General features: G+C 58.1%; 14 protein-coding genes. 7 read left to right on the top strand and 7 right to left on the bottom strand.

Annotation, left to right across the window (positions count from 1 at the left end):
* Window positions 1-187: 187 nt before the first annotated feature.
* Complete coding sequence (locus H6G52_RS12815) at window positions 188-3,781, top strand: UvrD-helicase domain-containing protein (protein ID WP_190528822.1); 3,594 nt, start codon at window positions 188-190, stop codon at window positions 3,779-3,781.
* Between the two features lie 4 nt (window positions 3,782-3,785).
* Here the strand turns inward: H6G52_RS12815 and H6G52_RS12810 are convergent, their stop codons facing one another.
* Window positions 3,786-5,771, bottom strand: a complete 1,986-nt coding sequence (locus tag H6G52_RS12810; RefSeq protein WP_190528820.1) for a diguanylate cyclase domain-containing protein — start codon at window positions 5,769-5,771, stop codon at window positions 3,786-3,788.
* Window positions 5,772-6,209: 438 nt separating this feature from the next.
* Between H6G52_RS12810 and H6G52_RS12805 the strand changes: the two genes are divergently transcribed.
* Both H6G52_RS12805 and H6G52_RS12800 read left to right on the top strand, forming a co-directional pair.
* Entirely contained in the window at window positions 6,210-6,890 is a 681-nt protein-coding gene (locus H6G52_RS12805) for a CsgG/HfaB family protein (protein WP_158234356.1), read from the top strand.
* A 231-nt stretch (window positions 6,891-7,121) separates the two neighbouring features.
* Entirely contained in the window at window positions 7,122-8,663 is a 1,542-nt protein-coding gene (locus H6G52_RS12800; RefSeq protein WP_190528818.1) for a glycosyltransferase 61 family protein, read from the top strand.
* Between the two features lie 240 nt (window positions 8,664-8,903).
* Here H6G52_RS12800 and H6G52_RS12795 read toward each other — a convergent pair whose 3' ends face one another.
* Window positions 8,904-9,056, bottom strand: a complete 153-nt coding sequence (locus H6G52_RS12795) for a chlorophyll a/b-binding protein (protein ID WP_099532288.1) — start codon at window positions 9,054-9,056, stop codon at window positions 8,904-8,906.
* 168 nt (window positions 9,057-9,224) lie between these two features.
* Complete coding sequence (locus H6G52_RS12790) at window positions 9,225-10,235, bottom strand: carbohydrate kinase (RefSeq protein WP_190528816.1); 1,011 nt, start codon at window positions 10,233-10,235, stop codon at window positions 9,225-9,227.
* Between the two features lie 561 nt (window positions 10,236-10,796).
* Here H6G52_RS12790 and H6G52_RS12785 point away from each other — a divergent pair.
* Window positions 10,797-11,756: a DUF3153 domain-containing protein gene (locus H6G52_RS12785; protein WP_190528814.1), complete on the top strand. Its 960-nt coding sequence runs from the start codon at window positions 10,797-10,799 to the stop codon at window positions 11,754-11,756.
* Between the two features lie 214 nt (window positions 11,757-11,970).
* Entirely contained in the window at window positions 11,971-14,094 is a 2,124-nt protein-coding gene (locus H6G52_RS12780) for a TIGR00300 family protein (protein ID WP_190528812.1), read from the top strand.
* An 89-nt stretch (window positions 14,095-14,183) separates the two neighbouring features.
* Here the strand turns inward: H6G52_RS12780 and H6G52_RS12775 are convergent, their stop codons facing one another.
* Entirely contained in the window at window positions 14,184-15,506 is a 1,323-nt protein-coding gene (locus H6G52_RS12775; protein WP_190528810.1) for an O-antigen ligase, read from the bottom strand.
* Between the two features lie 16 nt (window positions 15,507-15,522).
* Window positions 15,523-16,371: a hypothetical protein gene (locus H6G52_RS12770; RefSeq protein ID WP_190354439.1), complete on the bottom strand. Its 849-nt coding sequence runs from the start codon at window positions 16,369-16,371 to the stop codon at window positions 15,523-15,525.
* Between the two features lie 425 nt (window positions 16,372-16,796).
* On the opposite strand from H6G52_RS12770, the gene H6G52_RS12765 reads away from it, so the two are divergent.
* Window positions 16,797-17,885 carry an NAD(P)/FAD-dependent oxidoreductase gene (locus tag H6G52_RS12765; protein WP_190528808.1) on the top strand — a complete coding sequence of 363 codons (1,089 nt, stop codon included), beginning with the start codon at window positions 16,797-16,799 and terminating at the stop codon, window positions 17,883-17,885.
* A gap of 97 nt (window positions 17,886-17,982) precedes the next feature.
* Here H6G52_RS12765 and H6G52_RS12760 read toward each other — a convergent pair whose 3' ends face one another.
* Window positions 17,983-18,171, bottom strand: a complete 189-nt coding sequence (locus tag H6G52_RS12760; RefSeq protein WP_099532295.1) for a hypothetical protein — start codon at window positions 18,169-18,171, stop codon at window positions 17,983-17,985.
* Window positions 18,172-18,342: 171 nt separating this feature from the next.
* Between H6G52_RS12760 and H6G52_RS12755 the strand changes: the two genes are divergently transcribed.
* The gene (locus H6G52_RS12755) at window positions 18,343-18,897 is read left to right on the top strand and encodes a DUF2854 domain-containing protein (RefSeq protein ID WP_099532297.1); all 555 of its coding nucleotides are present in this window, start codon (window positions 18,343-18,345) and stop codon (window positions 18,895-18,897) included.
* A 48-nt stretch (window positions 18,898-18,945) separates the two neighbouring features.
* On the opposite strand, the gene H6G52_RS12750 is transcribed toward H6G52_RS12755, so the two are convergent.
* On the bottom strand, window positions 18,946-20,007 hold the full coding sequence (locus H6G52_RS12750; RefSeq protein ID WP_190528806.1) for a dipeptide epimerase: 1,062 nt from the start codon (window positions 20,005-20,007) through the stop codon (window positions 18,946-18,948).
* Between the last annotated feature and the right edge of the window lie 139 nt (window positions 20,008-20,146).

Genomic DNA, 20,146 nt, shown 5'->3' with positions numbered 1-20,146 from the left:
GCCAAGTTTGGTGGGCGATCGGGATTGAGCCTAAGCTCAGCCAGCAACCTCACGGATGGCTGATTTTCCCAAACCTCAAAAATGAGCACAGAAGCCGCCTCTCAAGGGTGGCTTTTTTGGTCTTGTTTTTCTGATTTGATAGGATCAATCGCGATCATCCACCCATTTAGCAACGGCGGGATCATTGATGCTCACTCCTGATCAGCGGCGGGCCGCGGAAGCACCCCAGAGTGTGGCAGTGTTGGCAGGGGCCGGCACGGGCAAAACCCACATGCTGGCTGCACGCTACCTGTACCATGTGACGGCATTTGGCTGCTCCCCGATCGAGATTGTGGCGGTCACCTTCACCCGCAAAGCGGCGGAGGAGTTGCGATCGCGCATTCGGCAGGATTTGCAACAGCTTTTGGCCACTGAAGCCGCAGCGCTGGCCAGTGGCCATCCATCAGCCCTGACCCAACTCTACGATCGCTGGCCAGGCTGTGACCTATTGGCCGATTTGGAAGCGGCGGCGGTGAACACTTTCCATGCCGTGGCGGGACAGATTTGCCGAGAACAAGCGCACCACTTAGAATTAGCGCCCAACTTCACGATTCAAGAGGCTTGGGAAACGAGTCTTTGGCAAAAGGAACAGTTAGATTTGGCGTTGGATGAGCTGCCAGAATCACATTATGCGGCTGTGCCCTATTCCACTTTGCGCCCCATTTTGGAAGGATTATTAGCCGATCGCTATACGGCGGAACAGGCCTTGCAGCGCGATCGCGCCGATTGGGAAGCACAGGTCAAAATTTGGCGACAAGCAGCGCTCGATCGGCTGGTGAATGCTCCCAGTTGGCAATCGGCACAACAGTTTTTATCCCAATGGGCTGGGAAACCCGGAGACGGAGCCGAGGGCAATCGGCAGCGAATTTTGGAATTAATGGATGCGATCGCCCAAGATCGCGATTCCGATCAATGGGCCACTTGGGCAAAGGCGATTGATTTTAATAAAGGACGAGGCAGCAAGAAAAATTGGGATTCTGGGGAGCTTTTAGAATCCGTCAAAGCAGCAATGAAGGCTGTGAGAGGTCAAATTAACCAGGCCTTAAAAGAAGGAGCCATTCTTTGCAAATTAGGAGAAGTTGACGATCGCTTTGAGGAAAAACTGAAAACCATTCGTCAAGTCTATGTTTGGGTGCGTTCTCGTTTGGAAGTGGCGAAAAAGCAAGCCCGGATCATGGACTTTAGCGATCTGGAATGGTATGCCCTCAAGGCGTTGGAAATGCCGGAAGTTCAAGCCTACTATCGTCAGCGATGGCAAGCATTTTTGGTGGATGAATTTCAAGATACAAATCCGGTGCAAAGCGCCTTGCTCGATCGCCTGCAACACGATCGGGCAAAGGTGACGATCGTTGGCGACAGCAAGCAATCAATCTATCGGTTTCGCCGGGCAGAAGTGGGGCTATTTCAAGATTGGTGCGATCGCCTGGCCCGCTCGGCCGAGGGCGATCGGGTCAGTTTGTCCCAGAGCTTCCGCACCCATCAAAATTTGGTGGCCGCGGGGAATGCGCTTTGTGAGCCGTTGTTGAACGAGTTGCACCAACCCTTGCGGGGCGATCGGGCAGAACCACCCCTCGATCGCCCCGTGACTCTGTTGGCGGTGGCGGCCACCAGCAAAGCGCAGAAGGTTGCGATCCGGCGGGTGGCCGAGGCCCAGGCGATCGGCCAACGATTGCGCGATTGGGTCGATCGGGGATTGCTGATTTTTGATAAGGCCTTGGGAACCCCTCGCCCGCTGGAATTTCGCGACATTGCAATTTTGGGGCGCACCCATCGGCAACTGAGCATCATTGCCCAAACCCTAACGGCGGCGGGGTTGCCGGTGAATCTCTGCTCCGGCGACTTGCTGGATACCCGTGAGGCGAAGGATGGAACCGCTTTGCTCCGGTTTTTGGCAGATCCGCAAGATAGCGTGGCCCTAGTTACGATTTTGCGTAGTCCTTGGTTTGCGGTCAGCGATCGGGCCCTGTTCGCGGTCAGTCGCCAGTTTCCAGCGCCGGAACCCGCCACCCCTGACGGATTCCCCGCGCCGCGCCGATCGCCCAATTGGTGGGCCGCTCTGCAAGAGTTGCTCACCGATTCCGCGACTTTCAATCAGTTAGACGAGGGTGATCAACAAGCCCTGAAGCGGGCGGTGGAGCAGTTGCGGCGCTGGCGGGGTGATCGGCGGCGGGAACTGCCCTCCCAGTTGCTGCACCGGGCCGATCGAGCCACGGGCTACAGTGCCACGATCGCTAACTTACCGGACGGGGCCCGCCGCCTGCGGGATTGGCGCGACTTTGCCGACTGGATCGCCCAATTGGAGGAAGGGGTGGGCGACACCTTTGGCGTGGTGCGGCGGTTGCGACGCATTGAAACCGTGCGACGGCTGAATTCTGGTGACCTCAAAACCCTCTTTGCCCGATCGCCCCTGGAAGCCGGTAACGCCATTGACCTGATGACCATCCATGCGTCCAAGGGGTTGGAATGGCCGGTGGTGGTGTTGCCGGATCTGAATCCCCAGCGAGATTTCCAACAGTCAACTTCTTGGCGAATGAGCGCGGACTTGGGATTCGTGTTCCAGTGGCGTGACCAACCCCAGGAAAATCCACAAATTCCAGCCCTGTGGCACTTGCTGGCAGCAGCCGATCGGGAAGCGGAGCAGGCGGAAACCCGCCGATTACTCTACGTTGCTTTGACTCGGGCCCGCGATCGGTTGCTCCTGAGCGCCAATTTGCCTTGGCATGAAGACAAGGCTGAAAAAGGTGAAAAACCGGACAAATCGGAAAAATCGGAAAAACCCGAAACCAGCGAAGACGAAACGGGCGATCGCTTCCGTCCTTGGGATTGGGTGCAAGGGGTGGCCCAGGCCCAAGGCTGGCCGATCGACTGTGTGATGATCCCTGCAGACTCGCCGGATTTTCCCGATCGACCCGATCCAACCGATCGGCCCGATCCAACCGATCAGCCCGATCCAACCAATCCAGCCAATTCCCAAAGCCCCCAAGACCCAACCGCACCGGGCGATCGCCCCCCAACCGCCCCCCGCCCACTCCCCGGCGACGGTCAGCCCCTTTGGGGTTGGGTGTCCTCCGGCTTGGATGAATTGCCCGTGGTGGCCCTCAGTGAATATGCACGCTGTCCCCGGCGGTTTGCTTGGCGCATTGTGGACGATCGCCCCCCCAGCGGTGACGGCCCCGCCCGATCGCGCCGGATTGGCACGTTGGTTCACCGGGCGATCGAACGGCGCATTCAAAATGTCGCTACCCTGGCGGCCCAGGATCCCGGATTGGATCTTGAAGCGGTTAGCGAAGCCCTGACCCTCGCCGATCGATTTTGGCAGGATCCCGCCTTGGTTTCCCTGAGCCACGATCCCCAAGCTCAGCAAGAAGTGCCGATCGGGTTTGATTTGGCACTGCCTCACGGCCAAACCCTGCGGCTGAATGGGGTGGCCGACTGGGTGGGAACCGCCGGAGTTTTGGACTTCAAGACCGATCGCGATCGTGTGCCCAGCGAACACCGACTGCAACTGTGGGCCTATGCCCATGCCTTGGGGGCCGATCGCGCCGCCCTGGTCTACTTGCGCCATCCCGATCGCCCGATCGAATGGTTCACTCAGCCCCAACTGCAACCGCTGCAAACCCAAGCGATCGAAATCGCCCAACGAATTCGGGCAGGACAATTTGACCCCACGCCGGGCCCCGCCTGTCAGTTTTGCCCTTACCACGACACCTGTGATGCGGCCCCACGGGACATTTCAACCTAGGCCATTAGCGAGAACTGGGGCGATCACGCGGCATATCCCCCGCTAAGGAAGACGGTTGCCGGATTGCCTCATAGGGCAGCGCCACAATTCGATCGCGCCCCTGCTGTTTGGCTTCGTATAGGGAGCGATCGGCCCCGGCAATCAGATCAGAAACTTCATCTCCCGACTGGGGAATATGGCTCATGATCCCAATGCTTAAAGTCACGTGGCTACTCACCTGGGAACCCCTGTGGGGAATCGCCAACTGATGAATTTGGCCGCGAATTTGATGTGCTAATTGCACCGCTTCCGCTAGGGTCGTGTTGGGTAACAAAATTGCAAATTCTTCGCCCCCATAGCGTGCCGCCAAATCACTACTTCGGCGGGCATGTTCCCGAAGAACTTGAGCGATCGCCACCAAGCATTGATCGCCCATTAAGTGGCCATAGGTATCATTATATTTTTTAAAATAATCCGCATCACAGAGCATTAAAGAGAGGGGTTGGGTCGATCGCAAACATCGATTCCACTCCGATTGCAGCACTTCATCAAAATGCCGACGATTGGCAATTTGCGTCAGTCCATCGATGCGAGCTTGGTGAGCCAATTGTAATTCTAATCGCTTGCGATCGGTAATATCCATTACCAAAAAACCAACACGATAGGGCTGATGATCCATATCAAAAATCGGAAAATAGGACACTAGCCAAGTGTTATCAATTCGAGATTGAGCAGAAATTTGGGCATTAATTTCCTGATTCAAAATCGAATCACCCGTGGTGAAAACCGCTTGAAACAGTGGCTCCAAACTCGATCGCAACCCAGGAACCACATCCCAAATCAAGCGCCCCAAATGCCCCGACTCCGGTAATCCGTTAATCTTCGCCAATACCTGATTCACCCGCACATAGCGATAGTGATGATCAATAATTCCCATGCCCCAAGGCGCTGCCGAAAAAAACGCATCCAGTTGCGCCTCACTCAATCGTAAGTCAGCGGTGCGCTCTTCAATCCTAATTTCCAACGTTTCTAGCATTTGCACCAAATCTGACCGAATCGCTTGGCGCTCTTGAACCGTTGCCGACAAAATTAGCCCCGTAATCGAAAGAATCCCGATAAATGATTGCAGCAAAATAATTGATTCATTGGGCGTGCGATCGGAGAAGGATCCTGTTCCTTGGGAAGTGGCGATAATTGCTGCCAAGGAAATGATCGCCACTCCCAATGCTGAAATCAGTTCTCCTAAGCGAAAAACACTCCAAATCAAAATTGCAAAGAGCACGTAAGCCAAAGGATAGCCATAAAAAAAGTCAATCCAAACAATGGCTGCGGTGAAAACCACAATGGCACTGCTTTCAAAAGTCCAGCGCATTGCTCGGTGCAACCCCGCAAAAATCTGTCGCCACCCCAATTCCTTGAGAAGCAAAATGGGAGGAGTAAAGATTAAGTGAGCCAACGTGCTTGCCAGCCACCAGGACAACCAACACACTCCATAGTCTTTCCAAGTAATCGTGCCAATCCAATAGGAAATGGTGATGCCCATGGTGGCAGACACGAAGGGTCCGGCGGCCGCTGCAATGACGAAAAAGGATGCGGACTGCACTCGACCGGAGGCGCGATCGAGCGTGGCTTTCTTCTGAAAAATCCATGTGCTGATCAAGGGCTGAAAGCAGTTGGCCAGGGTGCAAACTAAGTTAAAAAGAACAAAGCTAGCGAAAGAAAATTGCCAATCAAAAAATAATGGAACCAAGCCAAACATCGATCCACAGATGATACCAGGCAGAGCCTTGAATCGGTAATAGTAAAAAATAGCGAAGGTAAATCCTGAAGGTAGCCAAACCGAAGCAACCTTACCCGGCAAGGAGATAAATTCTAAGCTAACGGTTGCCAAGAGGAAGTAAACAAGGGCGATCGCCAGGTTAGAACCAATAATCTTGAGGGAGTCTTGTCCAGAGAGATGCTGACGATCAGAATCAATCTCGTTGAGAATTCGCTGCCAAAATTTTCTCATCGTTTCATGGGTCTCTTGATGTTTATATACATGCCAATGCATATAACAGACTTGCAATATTGTAAGCTTACAACTTTTGTTCTATGGATTCATGATCATAAATCCATGAAATCTAGCGAGAAGATTGATTTTTTGATCAAATAGATCTTTCCAGGAATTTGATTCAAAAATCTGATCTGATGAACACAATCTTCAGGGCCTTGAAAATGCGCGATCGCGTAGCGTTGACCCACTTTGGGAAAAACACTAAAGAAATGACAAGCCTTAAGGATTTCACCTATTTTTACCCATTGTCGATCCCAAGATCACCAGCCTAAGATAGGCGTTGCGTTTACACAGCATCCAACGCTGCATTCTGGTTAACGAATTAACGAAATGTTGACCGAATGCCGATGGATTGTTCACGGAAGTCCTCGATCGAGCGACAAGGACATTTTTATGAAATCAACGATTGGACTGGGTTTTGCGAAAACATTGGTTGTCACCCTGCTGACAACGGGGGTCGCACTGCCGGCGGTGGCGTTGCCGGTGGCCACGGCCCACAGTGCGACTGCCGCCCAGACAGACAAGCAAACCCAAAAGAAGCGCATTGTGGTGCTGGATTTTTATTACGGCAACACGGGCGACACGGGCTATTGGTCGAGCTACCGGGGCGGCGCTGCGGGCACGGGGGTGAGCGAGTTGGTGACCAATGCGCTGGTGGAAGGGGGTAAATATCGCGTGGCCGATCGCAGCCAAGTGGCGCGCACGGACGGAGAAGTGAGCACGGCGCGGGCGGTGGAAATTGGCAAGGCCAATGGGGTGGATGCGGTGATCATTGGCACGGTCACGCAGTTCACGGTGGAAAGTCGGCGGGCCAGCGGGGGCGCTTTTGGCATTGGGGGCAACTCGGAAGAGACGATCGCCCGGGTGAAGTTGTCGGCCCGCATTGTGGACACGGCCACGGGTGATATTTTGGGCACGGCGCGGGGGGAAGCGGAGGCCAGTTCCCGCAGCGGTGGCGGCTCGGTGTTTGGTGTTGGTGGCAGCAGCAGCAGCGCCGATGGCAATGCCCTGTTAAGCAAGGCGGTTGAAGAGGCCGTTGGTAAACTGGCAACGGATATTCAAGCGAAGTTTTAAGCGGCTTGGGCGAATTGGGCGAATTGGGCGAATCTCTTGTGCTGGTGCTGACCGATGCTCCTGACTCAGGATCCAAACCGATCGCCCTGTTCCATAGCTCTTAGCCCACGACTCTTAGGGGGACTGAAAAGCCAAAACTGCCACCTTGCGGGTCTCAGCGATCGACGAAAACAAGGGGCTTAAGCCCCTTGCCCCCACGACTAGATGCTTTTCAGACATCCTCATTAATCCATGGCAAAATCGTCGTTTCGATCGCGCCGATCGGGGTTTGCTTCTCGCCTGCCGCCGGTCTCGCCCCCTGCTCCGCCGCCCGAATCTGCCCCACCGGCTCCTGTCCCGGTGCAGGAACCTATTACGGCCCTCGCGCCGCTTGCCACTCCCTGGCAACTGACTTGGGGCCATGACTTGGCGCGATCGGGCGATTGGGACGGCGCAGCGATCGCCTATGGTCAAGCCTTGGCAGCCTACCCGGGAGATGGGTTAGCGGCCTTGGCGTTGGCGCGGGTGGAGCTACGGCGCGATCGACCCGCTGCGGCCTGGGCCGCCTTGGAACCCCTGTTGCCCCAATGGCCCACCGCCGGGCCCCTACTGCTCACGGCCAGCCAGGCCCAGGCGGCCCAGGGAGAGCTGGTCATAGCGGAAGATTTGGCATTGCGGGCCTGGTTGGCGGATCCCGATCGCCCGGAAGCTCGCCGTTGGTTAGCCCAGCTCGATCGCTTGGCCCATTCTCCCTTTCAGCTCATCGATAGCTGGCGGGGACGACTGGCCGACCATTGGCTTTGGGCCCTGGCCGATCGCTTGGGCCATCAAGAGCAGCTCACTCGCCTGGAAACCGCGACTCCCCTAGACGATCGCCCCTTTGCGGCCCAGGTGGACAACGGTTCCCTCTGGCATTGGCGGGGCATGGTGGGGGTGTTTGATGCCCAGCAACGGCTAATTTTGGAGCTGTCCGATGGGGCCTTGCCCCGTTGGCTGCAAATGCAACCGCCCAGACCGATGCCAACTGTGCAAGTGGCGGGTCGGGTGGCGGTGGTGGCCAGCGGCGCGGGGGATGCGATCGACCGTTGGTTTCAGGAACTGTTGCCCCGGCTGCAGGTTTTGCAAAGTTTGGAATCAGAGGGGGGAGCCTTTTGGGAACCCTTCGCAGCGATTGTGGTCGATCGCTTGGCCCATCCTTGGCAGCGGGAAACCCTCGATCGCCTGGGCATTCCCTCCGATCGACTGCTGGAACTCGATCAACACCTGCAAATCCAAGCCGACAGTCTCATTGTTCCGCGCCGCTTCAACGGCCCTTCCAGCTATGGGGTGGCCGCTCTGCGGGCCTTGGGAGCAGACTCGGATCGATCGACCCTGGTTGGGTTTCGGCAAACTGTGCCCAACTGCCGTCGTTGGGTACTTTCGGCCAGTGATGGGCGCGATCGCCCTTGGTTAAACGGCCCCGCCGTGGCCCAAGACTTGGCCCGTTGGGGGTTCAGCTTGCTGGATCCAGCCGCCTGCTCGTTGGCAGATTTAATCGGGATCTTGCAAACGGCCGAGGCGATCGTCTCCCCCAGTCATCCGGCCCTGGCACTGTTGCCCCTCTGCCCGCCGGACACGATCATTCTGGAAGTTGGCTCCCGCACCTATCAACCCCTGGCGCAACTGGCAGGACTGCAAGGGCGATCGATCCCTGCGGAACCCGCACCCCCAGGCAACACCAGCCCAGTGCTTTGGGTGCGATCGGCTGAAGTGCGTGCCGTGCTAGCCCGTTGTTTGCGAGGCCTGCGGGTTTAGCACCGCAATTTTCAGGCTAATACGCAGGCGGAGCGCCGCAATATTCATCAAAAACGCCCACCCAAAATTTATCAACACGGGTCAAATTTGAGCAAAACTAATCCAAAAGACCCATCCGAAAAATATTCATAAAAAAATGGGAGCCGTTTAAAACTCCCACTCACCTGACTTTAGAGACCTTAGAGACTAGAGAGACTGGTATCCGAGTCACGACAGTCGCTATCTGCCTTCGTGCTGCCGCTAGCGCAGTCCCCAAAAGTGCATGACCCCTTGTCGGGAAAGCAATTCTGTGATCATGGCCGCGAGGATGCCAAGCATTGCCAAGCGACCATTCCAGACTTCGGCGGTGGCGGTGAAGCCCCACGGATGGGCTGTGCGACTGTTGGTTTTCATCGACCAACTCCTATTTGTAAAATAATGTAACAAATACTTGTTGATCGTGCAACTTTGTTTCTCAAGGGCTTGCCAAATCGGCGGGCGTGAGCATTCTTTAGCGGTTGATTAGTTCCATGGATCAGCCCCGTTAATCCGCCCTGACAATCGCGGTGCTCATGGTGGTGTTCATGGTTGCCCCTGCGATCGCAACAAATCCTCAATGGCCGATCGCAAAGGTAAGGCATCGATCGCTCCCGGGTTGGTGGTGGTCAGGGCCCCGGCCGCGCTGGCAAAGGCCACGACCGATCGGGCAACGGCCGGATCGGCCATGGCCGCCAGCCCCCGTTCCAACAGTTGCGTCACAAACCCCGCCGTGAAGGCATCGCCCGCCCCGGTCGTGTCCACCACCGGCACATTGAAAGCGGGCATCACTCCCCCATGGCCACTGATCCAGTAATGACAACCGCGCTCCCCGTCCGTGACCAGCACGGCTTCTAGGTGATCCAGCTTGTCCGCGATCACCATGGGATCGTGGGTATGGAACAGCCAATCGGCCTCCTCCCGCGCCAACTTCAGAAAATCCACCCGCTCCAGCAACGGCATGATCGATCCCGGTGCAATGCCTGGGTCGGGCCAAAAGACCGATCGCCAGTTCACATCCAACACAATTTTGAGATAGTGCTCATCGGCCAAGTCCAAGGCCCGGCGGATGGCGGCGCTGCTGTCAGGATAGGCCAAGGCCAAAGTGCCCAACACCAAGCAATCGGCCGCTTGGAACTGCCGCGCCAACAGCAAGGAAGCTTGCAGCCGAGTATCGGCAAATTCTCGGGTGTCGTGGCCAATGTATCCACCGCTGCGAAAGGCGGCAAACTGTCGATCGCCCCGATCGTCCCGCAAGACGCAAACTTCACGGGTGGGGGCCGTGGGATGACGTTGCACCCCCTCCAAATTCACCCCCAAACTTTGCAGTTCCCCCAGCAGGCGATCGGCCGACTGCTCACTGCCCACACAGCCCACAAACCCAGCCGACACCCCCAACCGACTGAGGGCACAAGCCACATTGGCCGGCGCACCACCGGGGTAGGTTGTCCAAGACTCCACCGCTTCGATTGATCGGCCGGGTTGATCAGCCAGACAGTCCCAAAGCAATTCACCCACGCAAAGGACTTGCGGGGAGGAGACGCGCGCAGTCGTCATGATCTCTCCTCGGTTAAGCTGGATTCGATCGGCCAAGGCCGACCTATCTAGTTATTTGGACTAGTTATTGGACGGTTGATTGCTTAGACGGTTACTCGTGGTTATTCAGCCGTAGATCACCGCCCCATGGTGCTCCCGCCAGTCACGAAGGCAATTCAGCAAAATTCAGCAAATTTGATTTCAATTCAGCCAATTCAATTCAGCCAATTCAATTCAGCGGATGTTGCCACTCCCATCGGCAATCGGCAGGGTCTTCCGAAGACCGAGGGTTTTTAGCCCAGTTCAATGGGGTCTGTCCTCTGAATCCAGCATAACAAGCCACTTCTAGGCTGCTTGTGACAAAAAATGAATCTCTGTTAACGAGTGCATCCCTCTGTTAAAAGCAGTTGATTTAAAAACAGTTGATTAACCCTTGCCCAGGCCTTCATGAGGATCATGCCGCAGCGATCGCCGCTCTCAACCCCAGCCCCCACCGTTCATCCTCGCCCCGCTGGACTAACGGGAACCGGGAGGCGGTCAAATATTGGGCAACGTCGGGGGCGATCGAGGGGGGCGTGGGGGTTGCGTCCGCTGCGGGTGTTGTTGTTGGTGGTTTGGCTGGTGCTGCTGGGTGGTTGTGTGGATTTGGATACGGAGGTGCGGTTTCCGGATGCCAACCATGGCGCATTGGTGCAAAGGGTGCGGCTGAGTGAAGGGTGGCAGGTGTGGGGCGAGGCCACGGCCAAGGCCTGGCTCGATCGCTGGGCTGCCCAAGCCAAGACAGTCGGGGGTCAAGTGTTGGAACAAAGCGATCGAACCCTGACGATCGCCATTCCCTTCCAGAACGGGCAAGATTTACAATCCACCTTTCAGACATTCAGCCAAGCCCTGGGAATTGTCGATCGAGAGGCGGCGAAGTCGGGCGATCGCTCCGACCACCAGACCACCGCCGCCCAAACGAGATCCATTGCCAGAGGGGGCGATCGGCTGGCCGATCCAACGCCAAAGGTGAATGGGAATTCGTTGCCAGATCCGGCTTTGCTCGATCCCTTGGCCTTTCCCAGCCAGTTCCAATTGCAACAGCAAAATTGGTTGGTCGCCGTCCGAAACCAACTTCGCTACGAGGTGGACTTGCGATCGCTGGCGGCCCTGGGCGGCGAGCAGTTGGCCCTGGTGGACACGAGCCGGCTCTTGCGTTGGCAATTTGGCTTGCGAGTGCCCCATTGGGGCCAAAGCACTATCCAACGGCCTCACCCGGAACCCGACTTGAACCCCCAAGCAGGACAACCGAACCCGATCCAGCCCAACCGCCCCAGCCCCCAACGGCAACAGGGCCGCTGGGTTTGGACTTTGGAACCGGGCACGGTCACCACGATCGAAGCGGTGTTTTGGGTTCCCAGTTGGGTGGGCATTGGCGGCCTCATGATTGGGTTGTTGGGGGCGATCGGGTGGTGGCGTTGGCGACCGATCCCGATCAGTTCTCCCCCAGAGACGGAACCCGCCGAAACCCCCAACCCAACCGATTCCACCCCTGCCCACTGAGCCGTTTCCGTGCCCATCGGCACCCGATCGCCCCAGCCCCGGCCCTGAAAATGACTCTGAAAACTGTCGCCTGTGAACCTTGCGGAACGGGGGCATTTTTTAGAATAACCTCCACAGAACCCGCGCCCCAATCACTCCCTGATTCAGCCTTGGATCGGGGTTTAGACCACGGCTTGTTTGCTCAACCTCGGCCTACACACAACCTGACACTGTTATGACCGCCCAGCTTCGCATTCTGATGTGCTCGCCTGACCACTACGACGTGGATTATGTGATTAATCCCTGGATGGAGGGCAATGTCCACAAGTCCTCGCGCGATCGGGCAGTGGAGCAGTGGCAAAAACTCTACAAAGTGCTCAAGGCTCGGGCGATCGTCGATTTGGTGGAACCGGCCAAAGGTTGGCCCGACATGGTGTTCACCGCCAACGCCGGCCTGGTGCTGGGAGACAAGGCCGTTCTCAGTCGCTTCTATCACAAGGAACGGCAGGGTGAAGAACCCTACTTCAAAGCCTGGTTTGAGCAAAACGGCTTCACGGTTTACGAACTGCCCAAAGATTTGCCCTTTGAAGGGGCCGGCGATGCCCTGTTCGATCGCGAAGGGCGTTGGCTCTGGGCGGGCTATGGCTTCCGTTCCGAATTGGACTCGCATCCTTACCTGGCCCAATGGCTGGATATTGAGGTGCTGTCTTTGCACTTGGTTGATGAGCGGTTCTATCACCTGGATACCTGCTTCTGTCCCCTTGAAGGCGGCTACTTGCTCTACTATCCCGGTGCATTCGATGCCTACTCCAACCAACTGATTGAGCGACGGGTTCCGGCGGCCAAGCGGATCGCGATCGAGGAAGCCGACGCGGTGAACTTTGCCTGCAACTCCGTGAACCTGGGCCAAGTGGTGGTCATGAACAAGGCCAGCAACAGCCTGAAATCCGCCCTGGCGCGGGCCGGGTTTGAGGTGGTGGAAACGCCCCTCACGGAATTCCTGAAAGCGGGTGGCGCGGCCAAGTGCCTGACCCTGCGGGTGAATGAGCCGGTGATGGAAGATCGCCATGCGGTGGCCGGCGTTGAAACCCGTGTAATCCAAATGCAAGGGCACTTGCTGGACTCGGGGCTAATTAACCGCGCCCTGGACTTGATTGTGGAAGGGGGCGGCAGCTTCCAAGTGTTGGACTTCCGGTTGGGTGAGCAGCGCCAAAGCACCTCCGCCGCTCGGATCAAGGTTTCCGCACCGTCCCATGAGGTGATGGAAGAATTGATGGCTCAGTTGATCGATCTGGGGGCCGTGGCTCCAGACGATCGCGCCGAGCGGGATGCTCAGTTGGAACCCATTGAGCTGCCCGGCGTGGCTCCCGATGACTTTTACGTCACCACCATTTACCCCACGGAAGTGCGGATCCAAGGCCGGTGGGTGCGTCTGCAAAACCAGCGCATGGACGGGGCGATCGCGATCTCGGGCCTGAACGAAGGGCAACCGGTGGCTCGCTGCAAACTGCTGCGGGATCTGGAGTTGGGTGAGTATGTGGTGACCGGCATTGACGGGATCCGCACGGTGCGCAAGGCCGAAGCCCGGGGCGATCGCACGGCCCGCGAGTCCCAGGAATTTACCTTCATGGGATCCGGCGTTTCCAGCGAGCGCCGCGTGGAGCTGGTGGTGGAACAAATTGCTTGGGAACTGCGCCAGGTGCGGGAACGGCGCGGCAAAACCGTTGTGGTTGCGGGGCCGGTGGTGATCCACACGGGCGGCGGTGAGCACCTTTCGCGGTTGATTCGCGAAGGCTATGTCCATGCCTTGTTGGGCGGCAACGCGATCGCTGTTCACGACATGGAACAGGCCTTGATGGGCACTTCCTTGGGGGTGGACATGAAGCAAGGAATCGCCGTGCGCGGCGGCCACCGCCACCACCTGAAGACGATCAACACCATTCGCCGCTGCGGCAACATTGCCAAGGCCGTGGAACAGGGCGTGTTGACCAACGGGATCATGTATGAGTGCGTCAAACAGGATGTGCCCTTTGTGCTGGCGGGATCAATCCGCGATGATGGCCCCTTGCCGGATACGGTGACGGACATGGTGGAAGCCCAGCAGGCCTACGCCCAACTGCTGGAAGGGGCAGACACCATCATCATGCTGTCTTCCATGCTCCACTCGATCGGGGTGGGCAACATGACCCCAGCGGGTGTGAAGCTGGTTTGCGTGGACATCAACCCGGCGGTGGTGACAAAACTGGCCGATCGCGGCTCCCTGGAGTCCGTGGGCGTAGTGACCGATGTGGGTCTGTTCCTGAGCCTGCTGATGCGGCAGTTGGATAAGCTGGAAAGCCCCTACGAACTGGCAGTTTAGGCGTTAGGCGCTCAATGGGCTGGGTTTCGGGGCCATCCGCTTTGGCAACCGATCTCAGCCCCTGTCAGTCCATGGTTGCCACAACCGGCCTAGGCCTTGAGCAAGCCATGCATTCCCGCTAACAACACCCAGCCCAATAAATTCACCCGCAAATCAAACAGGGTGACATCCAAGAAATGGTAAGCGGCAAGATTGGCGAATCCCAAGCCCCAAGCGGCTAAGCGGGTTTGGGATTCCCGATTGCCCCAACGACCGATCGCCCGGGTGAACTGGGCCATGATCCAGCCACAGAGGCAAATCAGCCCCAAAGCCGCTGGCCAGCCCGTTTCCATGGCCAACATCAGGGCCAAGTTGTGGGGATGGCCCAGCCAATTGCCCGTGGCCTGTTGATACAGTCCTGTGAAGTTTCCCAGCCCCCAACCCGTCCAGGGCCGTTGGGCTGCCAAATTCCAAGCAAAGTCCCACTGACTCCGGCGCAGGGTCGCTTCGGGGCGATCGGGATAAAGGGCATCATTCAGCCGGCCCCAAATGGCCTTCGGGACGATCGCCCTCAAGGGCCCGGCGGCCGGTTCCGGGCCAAAGGCCGCCCCCAGCGCCAAGGCGATCGCCCCGCCCGCCAGGGCCAACAACCAAAACCAACCAACGTATAGTCCCGTAGCCAACAGGTCGATCGCGGCCAGGGCCCAACCACTGCGAGAGTCCGTCAGCCCGATCGCCCCCAGCAGCAACAGCACTGATAATCCATTGCCCAGGATCACCCCCCAACCGGGGGCGGCATGGGTCGATCGGTGGGTTTGCGCTTGTCGCTGCCGTTCCCGATCCATCACCAACAACCCCAAGGCCAGCACCAGCGCTACCCCAAAGTAGCTGGCGGTCACGTTGGCATATTCAAACGCCGAAGACAGTCGCCCTGGCGGATTGCCGCCCGCGGCCAAAATCCAGTCAATCACCGGCACAATGCGCACCGGGCCGCGCCATCCCCCAAACAGTTGCCCCAACCCCAACCCCACGGCGGGCAGGCAACCCCACACGATCGCCTGAGCCAAGGGCCGCAGGTGCGATCGATGGGTGATCAGTTGGCTGAAGGCCCCAAAGGCCCAAAAAAACGGTAAGAAATTCGCCAGCCCCAACGCCGCCCGCTCCAGGTTGGGCGAACCGGGCAAGGACAGCAACATCACCAGGCCGATCGCCCCCCAGGCCCAAACCAGCCGATCGCGCCGAATTGCATTCCAGCGTTGCCAATAGGTGGCAATGATCCCCAGCCCGATCGCCACCGCTCCCAAGGCCGGACTCAGGGGCAACACCAACAGCCCCCACCAAAGCCCCGCCCAAGGCCCCAACAGGGCTGGGTCAATCACAATCGAGCGCGTGGGCCACAGCCAAACCCGCCCCAGCGCGGCCAACTTCCCCATGGCCTAGGCGCGCTCCCTAGGCAAATCCGTAGGCGATCGCGTCATCGCCGCGTGTCATCCGAATTTGGGCCAGGGCAAACACCGCTGGCACAATCCGCCCGTAGTTGGTGGCGATCGTTCGCCAACCCAAATCCGCAAAAAACCAGCCCCACATCAGGGGCCCCATCACCGCCAACACCGTTTGCGCAGCACCATAGCGAGCGGCCGTCATCATCATTCCCCGTTGGGCCATCTTGGCCGCCACTTGGGTTTCCAGGGCCGCCGCCGCGCCGCCGGAAGCCGCGATCGCCACCTGGGCCGACTGATATCGCACCATGTGGGTTACAAACTGCTGGGCAATTTGCCGCAACACCAGGGGCCGCACCACCGCATCCAGGGCGATCGCGCTGCCCCCTTCCAACAGCAGCCGCACCGGATCGCGCCGCAGGGTTGCGGGAATGGCATCCACACCGGGAATCGTGGCGATCGACCGTTGCAAGTCCTTGGTCAGGGCAGCCCGTTGGCGCTTGGGCAATCGCTTCCAGGCGCGATCGAGCAAATGCAGAAAAATTTCCGCCTCCAGCTCCGTTGCCGTCCAGGTTTCACCGTAGGGCAATCGCAAATGTTGGCAAACCCTGACCAACACATCGCGGTAGGTCACCTCATGGAACCGCCCCCGCAACACCGTTAGCCCATCGGCGGCCAAGTAGCGAAATCGGCGGTCGATCGCATCTAACCAAGCTTCCCGATCGCGGCTCTGTACCGACAGGGGATCGGGCGTAGCAACGTAGTCCAAGGGGTTAAACTTCCGCGCGAACAGCATCTCCGTCAGTTCGCGCAACTCGTCATTAGTTGCTAATTCCAATGCTGCTCGCAGTTCGTCCACAGCCCCAACTCCGCATCATTTCCAGCGTGATTGCCAGCGTTTAAATAGCGTTTGAATCGCCAATGAATGGCTCGCTAATAGCCTGTTTATGGCTTGGTTTCTATGGCTTGGGTGAGAGTTAGCGCCAATCGCTCCCAAAGGTGTCACACAAGGGCGCAGGAATGGCAACTCAACGCCTAAATTTGCTTTGCCCTGGGGTCAGCCCCATTGTACAAAGGGATGGGAAAACGCCCATGGCCTTGACGTAAGATCGCGCTAAATCTCGCTACAATCTTTAGATTTTCTTTGCATTTCGTCTTAGTGTCTGAAGTTCCGGTAACCCTGACCATGGGCTTGGCCGTTTAGCCCGTGCTGCTGGGTTGCCCCAAAAATAACGCAAAGTCTCCGTAAAATTCCTGGCCCGATCGCCCCGATATCAAGTCCCTATGACAACGCTTCCCCCGACTTTAACTCCCTCTCATTCTGTCGCGGTGATTGGCGCAGGGTTGGCGGGACTCACGGCAGCCCGCCAACTGCAAGCGGCCGGGCGATCGGTTGTGGTGCTGGAAAAGTCCCGGGGCTTGGGTGGGCGGTTAAATACCCGTCGCCATTTGGACAGTCGGGCCGATCGAGGCCTGCCCTACCTGGAGCCTCAGGGGCCCTTAACGGAAGCTTGGATCCAGGAACTGCAAAACACCAGCGACCTGCAACCTTGGCCCCAACCGCTCCATCACCTGACCGCCGAGGGCTTGCAAACCATTCCGGGGGATCAACGCTGGGCCATGCCCGCTGGCTTGAGCGTTGCGGCCAAACAATTGGCCGCGGGGCTAACGATCGCCCGTGGCCACCGGGCCATTGCCCTGACGGCTCCAGAAAAACCGGGAGAACCTTGGACAATTCAGTGTGATTTTCCGGCGGCGATCGAACCGGAGCAACAGCAGGAATTTTGGACTGCTGGGGCGATCGTGCTGGCCATTCCGGCTCCCCAGGCGGCGGACTTGCTGGAGTCGGTGGCCCCCGACTGGGCCAAGCGGGCCCGCCAAGTGACCTTCGATCCCTGCTTCAGCGTCACGGCCGCCTATGGCCCCGATCGGGAATTGCAGTTGCCCAATGGGGAAGCTTGGCAGGGAATTCGGGCCCAAATTCCCACCGATTGGCGCTGGTTAGCCCGCGAAGACAGCAAGGCCGACGGGATCTGGGCCATGGGGCAACCGGTGTTGCTGTTGCAAAGTTCGGCTGCGGTGGCCGAGCGGCTGTGGGATGTGCCAACGCTGGAGGCCGTGGGGCAAGCGCTGCTCGATCGCGCCGGGGCCGATCTGGGCTTGCACTTGCAACAGCCCGAATGGATTCAGGTACACCGTTGGCGTTATGCGATTGCCCGAAACCCGCTGGATGAGGGGTGTTGGATTGATCCCGATCGGGCCCTGGCGGTGGCGGGGGACTGGTGTGCAGCTCATCCGCCGGGACAATCCCTAGAAGCGGCAATGCGATCGGGGCTATCTGCTGCCCAAGAACTGCTAGTCCACTGTTTTTAAGGCCCCTTACTTTTAAGACCCTACGTTTTTAGGGTCTCCTGCGGGGCCCCGCTACCGATGGGATTGGGAATTGATCGCGCCCCCCAGGTTTGGGGAATTAGACCTGGGGAATCGCCTCGCCGGGAAAGGCTTCCTCATATTCCGCAATCAAATCATCCAATTCTTCCAAGGCCTGGTTCACATCAATCCGAATCGGGCCCAAATCGGCTCGATCGAGCAAAGACAATAAATAATCTCGTTTGGCCGCAATCGATCGCACCTGATCTTTCAGCACTTGCACATCCATGGCACAGTCATCCTCAGCTTTACGAAAGCGTTCTAAAGGGTTGGGGGCAAAAGGGTTCGGGTCGGTTGTCCAGTCCTGTCGGTGCGGAGTTGGGGATCGTCCCGTCCGCTAGACGAATGGGCCATTCCATCTCAGAATTTACATTAGTTAATGAATACCCGGAACGCGATCGTGTTTGGCAGCCTTCCCCTTGCTCGAATTTTGCTCTATGCCGGTGGAGCCTTAACGGCGATCGCGGCAGTGGCCTATGTCATTGGTAACTCAACCCTGAATCTGATCACCTTTTTTTACGGCGTGCCGGTGCTGTTGGGGGGCTTGGCCCTGAAGGCTGCGGAGTTGAAACCAGCCCCCTACAAAACTCCCACGTCTTCGGAGGTCGTTGCCCTGCGCGATCGCCTGGCCACCCCCACCCAAAACCAGGTGCGCAAGGATGTGACCCGTTATCGCTACGGTGAAGAGGCCCATCTTTCCTTGGCGCTGGAGCGTTTGGGCTTGGCTCCCACGGATCCTGAACGGCCCAAACTGGTCAGCGTGGAAGAGGTGGACTTGCAGGGAGACTATGGGCTGATCCTGGAGTTTGAATCTCCAAAAATGCCCTTTGAAACCTGGCAGACCAAGCGGGACAAGATTGAGCGCTTCTTTGGCCCCAACTTGCGAGCGGAGGTTGCCCAAGGCGAAGGCTCGATCGTGGTTGTGTCGTTGATTTCACCAGCCCCGACGGCCTAGATCTGCCAACTGCTTCGATCAACCGCTTCGATCAGGGACTACTGCTACCTAAGGCTCTTCAATGGCGGGTTGATCGCGCCGTTGCACCCCTAGCCCTAGCTCGATCGGGGGCAACAACCGACCACCGGGCGCAATCGCCGCGCCCACAAAGGGATCGTCCATCAAATTCAGATGACTATCCAAGTCCAAGTAATCGGCCCAGGGGCCCAACTGCAAGGCGGCGGTGTTGGCCAAGGCACTGTCGGAATAGCAGCCAAACATCACTTGCAAGCCACAGGCCCGCGCCGTGGCCACCAGCCTTGTGGCCGCTGTCAGACCGCCGGATTTCATCAGCTTGATGTTGATGCCGTGGATGTGGGGCGCAAGCTGCGGAATATCTCGCTCATCAAAACAGCTCTCATCCACAAAAATCGGGAGGGGCGATCGCGCCTTCAGTTCCGCGAGTTGGGTTTCTTGGCCCACGGGCAAGGGCTGTTCCAGATAAACCACGCCCCGATCGGCTAACCAGCGGGCCATCTCGATCGCCCCGGCCAAGTCCCAACCCCCATTGGCATCCACCAAAATCTTGGCCGTTGGGGCTTCTGCCAACACGGCTTCCACCAGGGCCCGATCGGCCGCCAACCCCTCGGGGCTACCGAGCTTCAACTTCAGCCAAGGGGTTTCAATCACCGATCGCCACTGTTGAACCCGCTCCCGGGCCGCCGCCGGAGAGCCAATCCCGATCGTGACGGAAATGGGCGGAATCCGTTCCCGATCGCCTCCCCACAGTTGCCAGAGGGGCAATCCCGATCGCTTGCCCGCCCAATCCCACAGGGCCAGATCGATCGCCGCCCGCGCCGCCGAGGGCAACGAGCGCACCCGATCGGCAATTTGCTGGCGATCGAGCGGGTGGCAGCCGGCCAGTTGCGGCCCGATCGACTCCAGAGCCTTGGCCAAGTCCTCAGTGGTTTGGGCGTGGGCCCCATGCACCACCGGGGAAGCCTCGCCCCACCCTTCGTAGCCCTCTGCAAAGATCCGCAGCCAGAGATTAGTGTTGCCGTGGTTTGTGCCGCGACTGATGGTGAGGGGCGATCGCTTGGTGACCGTGAAACGTTCGACGCAAATTTGCATTGCGAGAGAGGAGGGGAATGAGTGGCTAAAGGGCAATCCATAACCGATCGCCCCATTAATCAAACGTTAATTCGCCGTTAACCCATCCAACTGTGCGCAGGCAACCTCCTGCAAACTCTTTCAATCGCCTTGATGCAAG

It is taken from the genome of Limnothrix sp. FACHB-881, assembly GCF_014698135.1.
Lineage (GTDB): Bacteria > Cyanobacteriota > Cyanobacteriia > CACIAM-69d > CACIAM-69d > CACIAM-69d.
Note: the sequence above shows the minus strand (reverse complement) of the source record. Positions and strands in the feature narration are given on the sequence as shown.

Coding starts and splice junctions, on each gene's coding strand:
- H6G52_RS12790 (WP_190528816.1), bottom strand. CDS start 10,235: ATGACGACTGCGCGCGTCTCCTCCCCGCAAGTCCTTTGCGTGGGTGAA.
- H6G52_RS12795 (WP_099532288.1), bottom strand. CDS start 9,056: ATGAAAACCAACAGTCGCACAGCCCATCCGTGGGGCTTCACCGCCACC.
- H6G52_RS12760 (WP_099532295.1), bottom strand. CDS start 18,171: ATGGATGTGCAAGTGCTGAAAGATCAGGTGCGATCGATTGCGGCCAAA.
- H6G52_RS12780 (WP_190528812.1), top strand. CDS start 11,971: ATGACCGCCCAGCTTCGCATTCTGATGTGCTCGCCTGACCACTACGAC.
- H6G52_RS12765 (WP_190528808.1), top strand. CDS start 16,797: ATGACAACGCTTCCCCCGACTTTAACTCCCTCTCATTCTGTCGCGGTG.
- H6G52_RS12775 (WP_190528810.1), bottom strand. CDS start 15,506: ATGGGGAAGTTGGCCGCGCTGGGGCGGGTTTGGCTGTGGCCCACGCGC.
- H6G52_RS12800 (WP_190528818.1), top strand. CDS start 7,122: ATGGCAAAATCGTCGTTTCGATCGCGCCGATCGGGGTTTGCTTCTCGC.
- H6G52_RS12805 (WP_158234356.1), top strand. CDS start 6,210: ATGAAATCAACGATTGGACTGGGTTTTGCGAAAACATTGGTTGTCACC.
- H6G52_RS12750 (WP_190528806.1), bottom strand. CDS start 20,007: ATGCAAATTTGCGTCGAACGTTTCACGGTCACCAAGCGATCGCCCCTC.
- H6G52_RS12810 (WP_190528820.1), bottom strand. CDS start 5,771: ATGAGAAAATTTTGGCAGCGAATTCTCAACGAGATTGATTCTGATCGT.
- H6G52_RS12815 (WP_190528822.1), top strand. CDS start 188: ATGCTCACTCCTGATCAGCGGCGGGCCGCGGAAGCACCCCAGAGTGTG.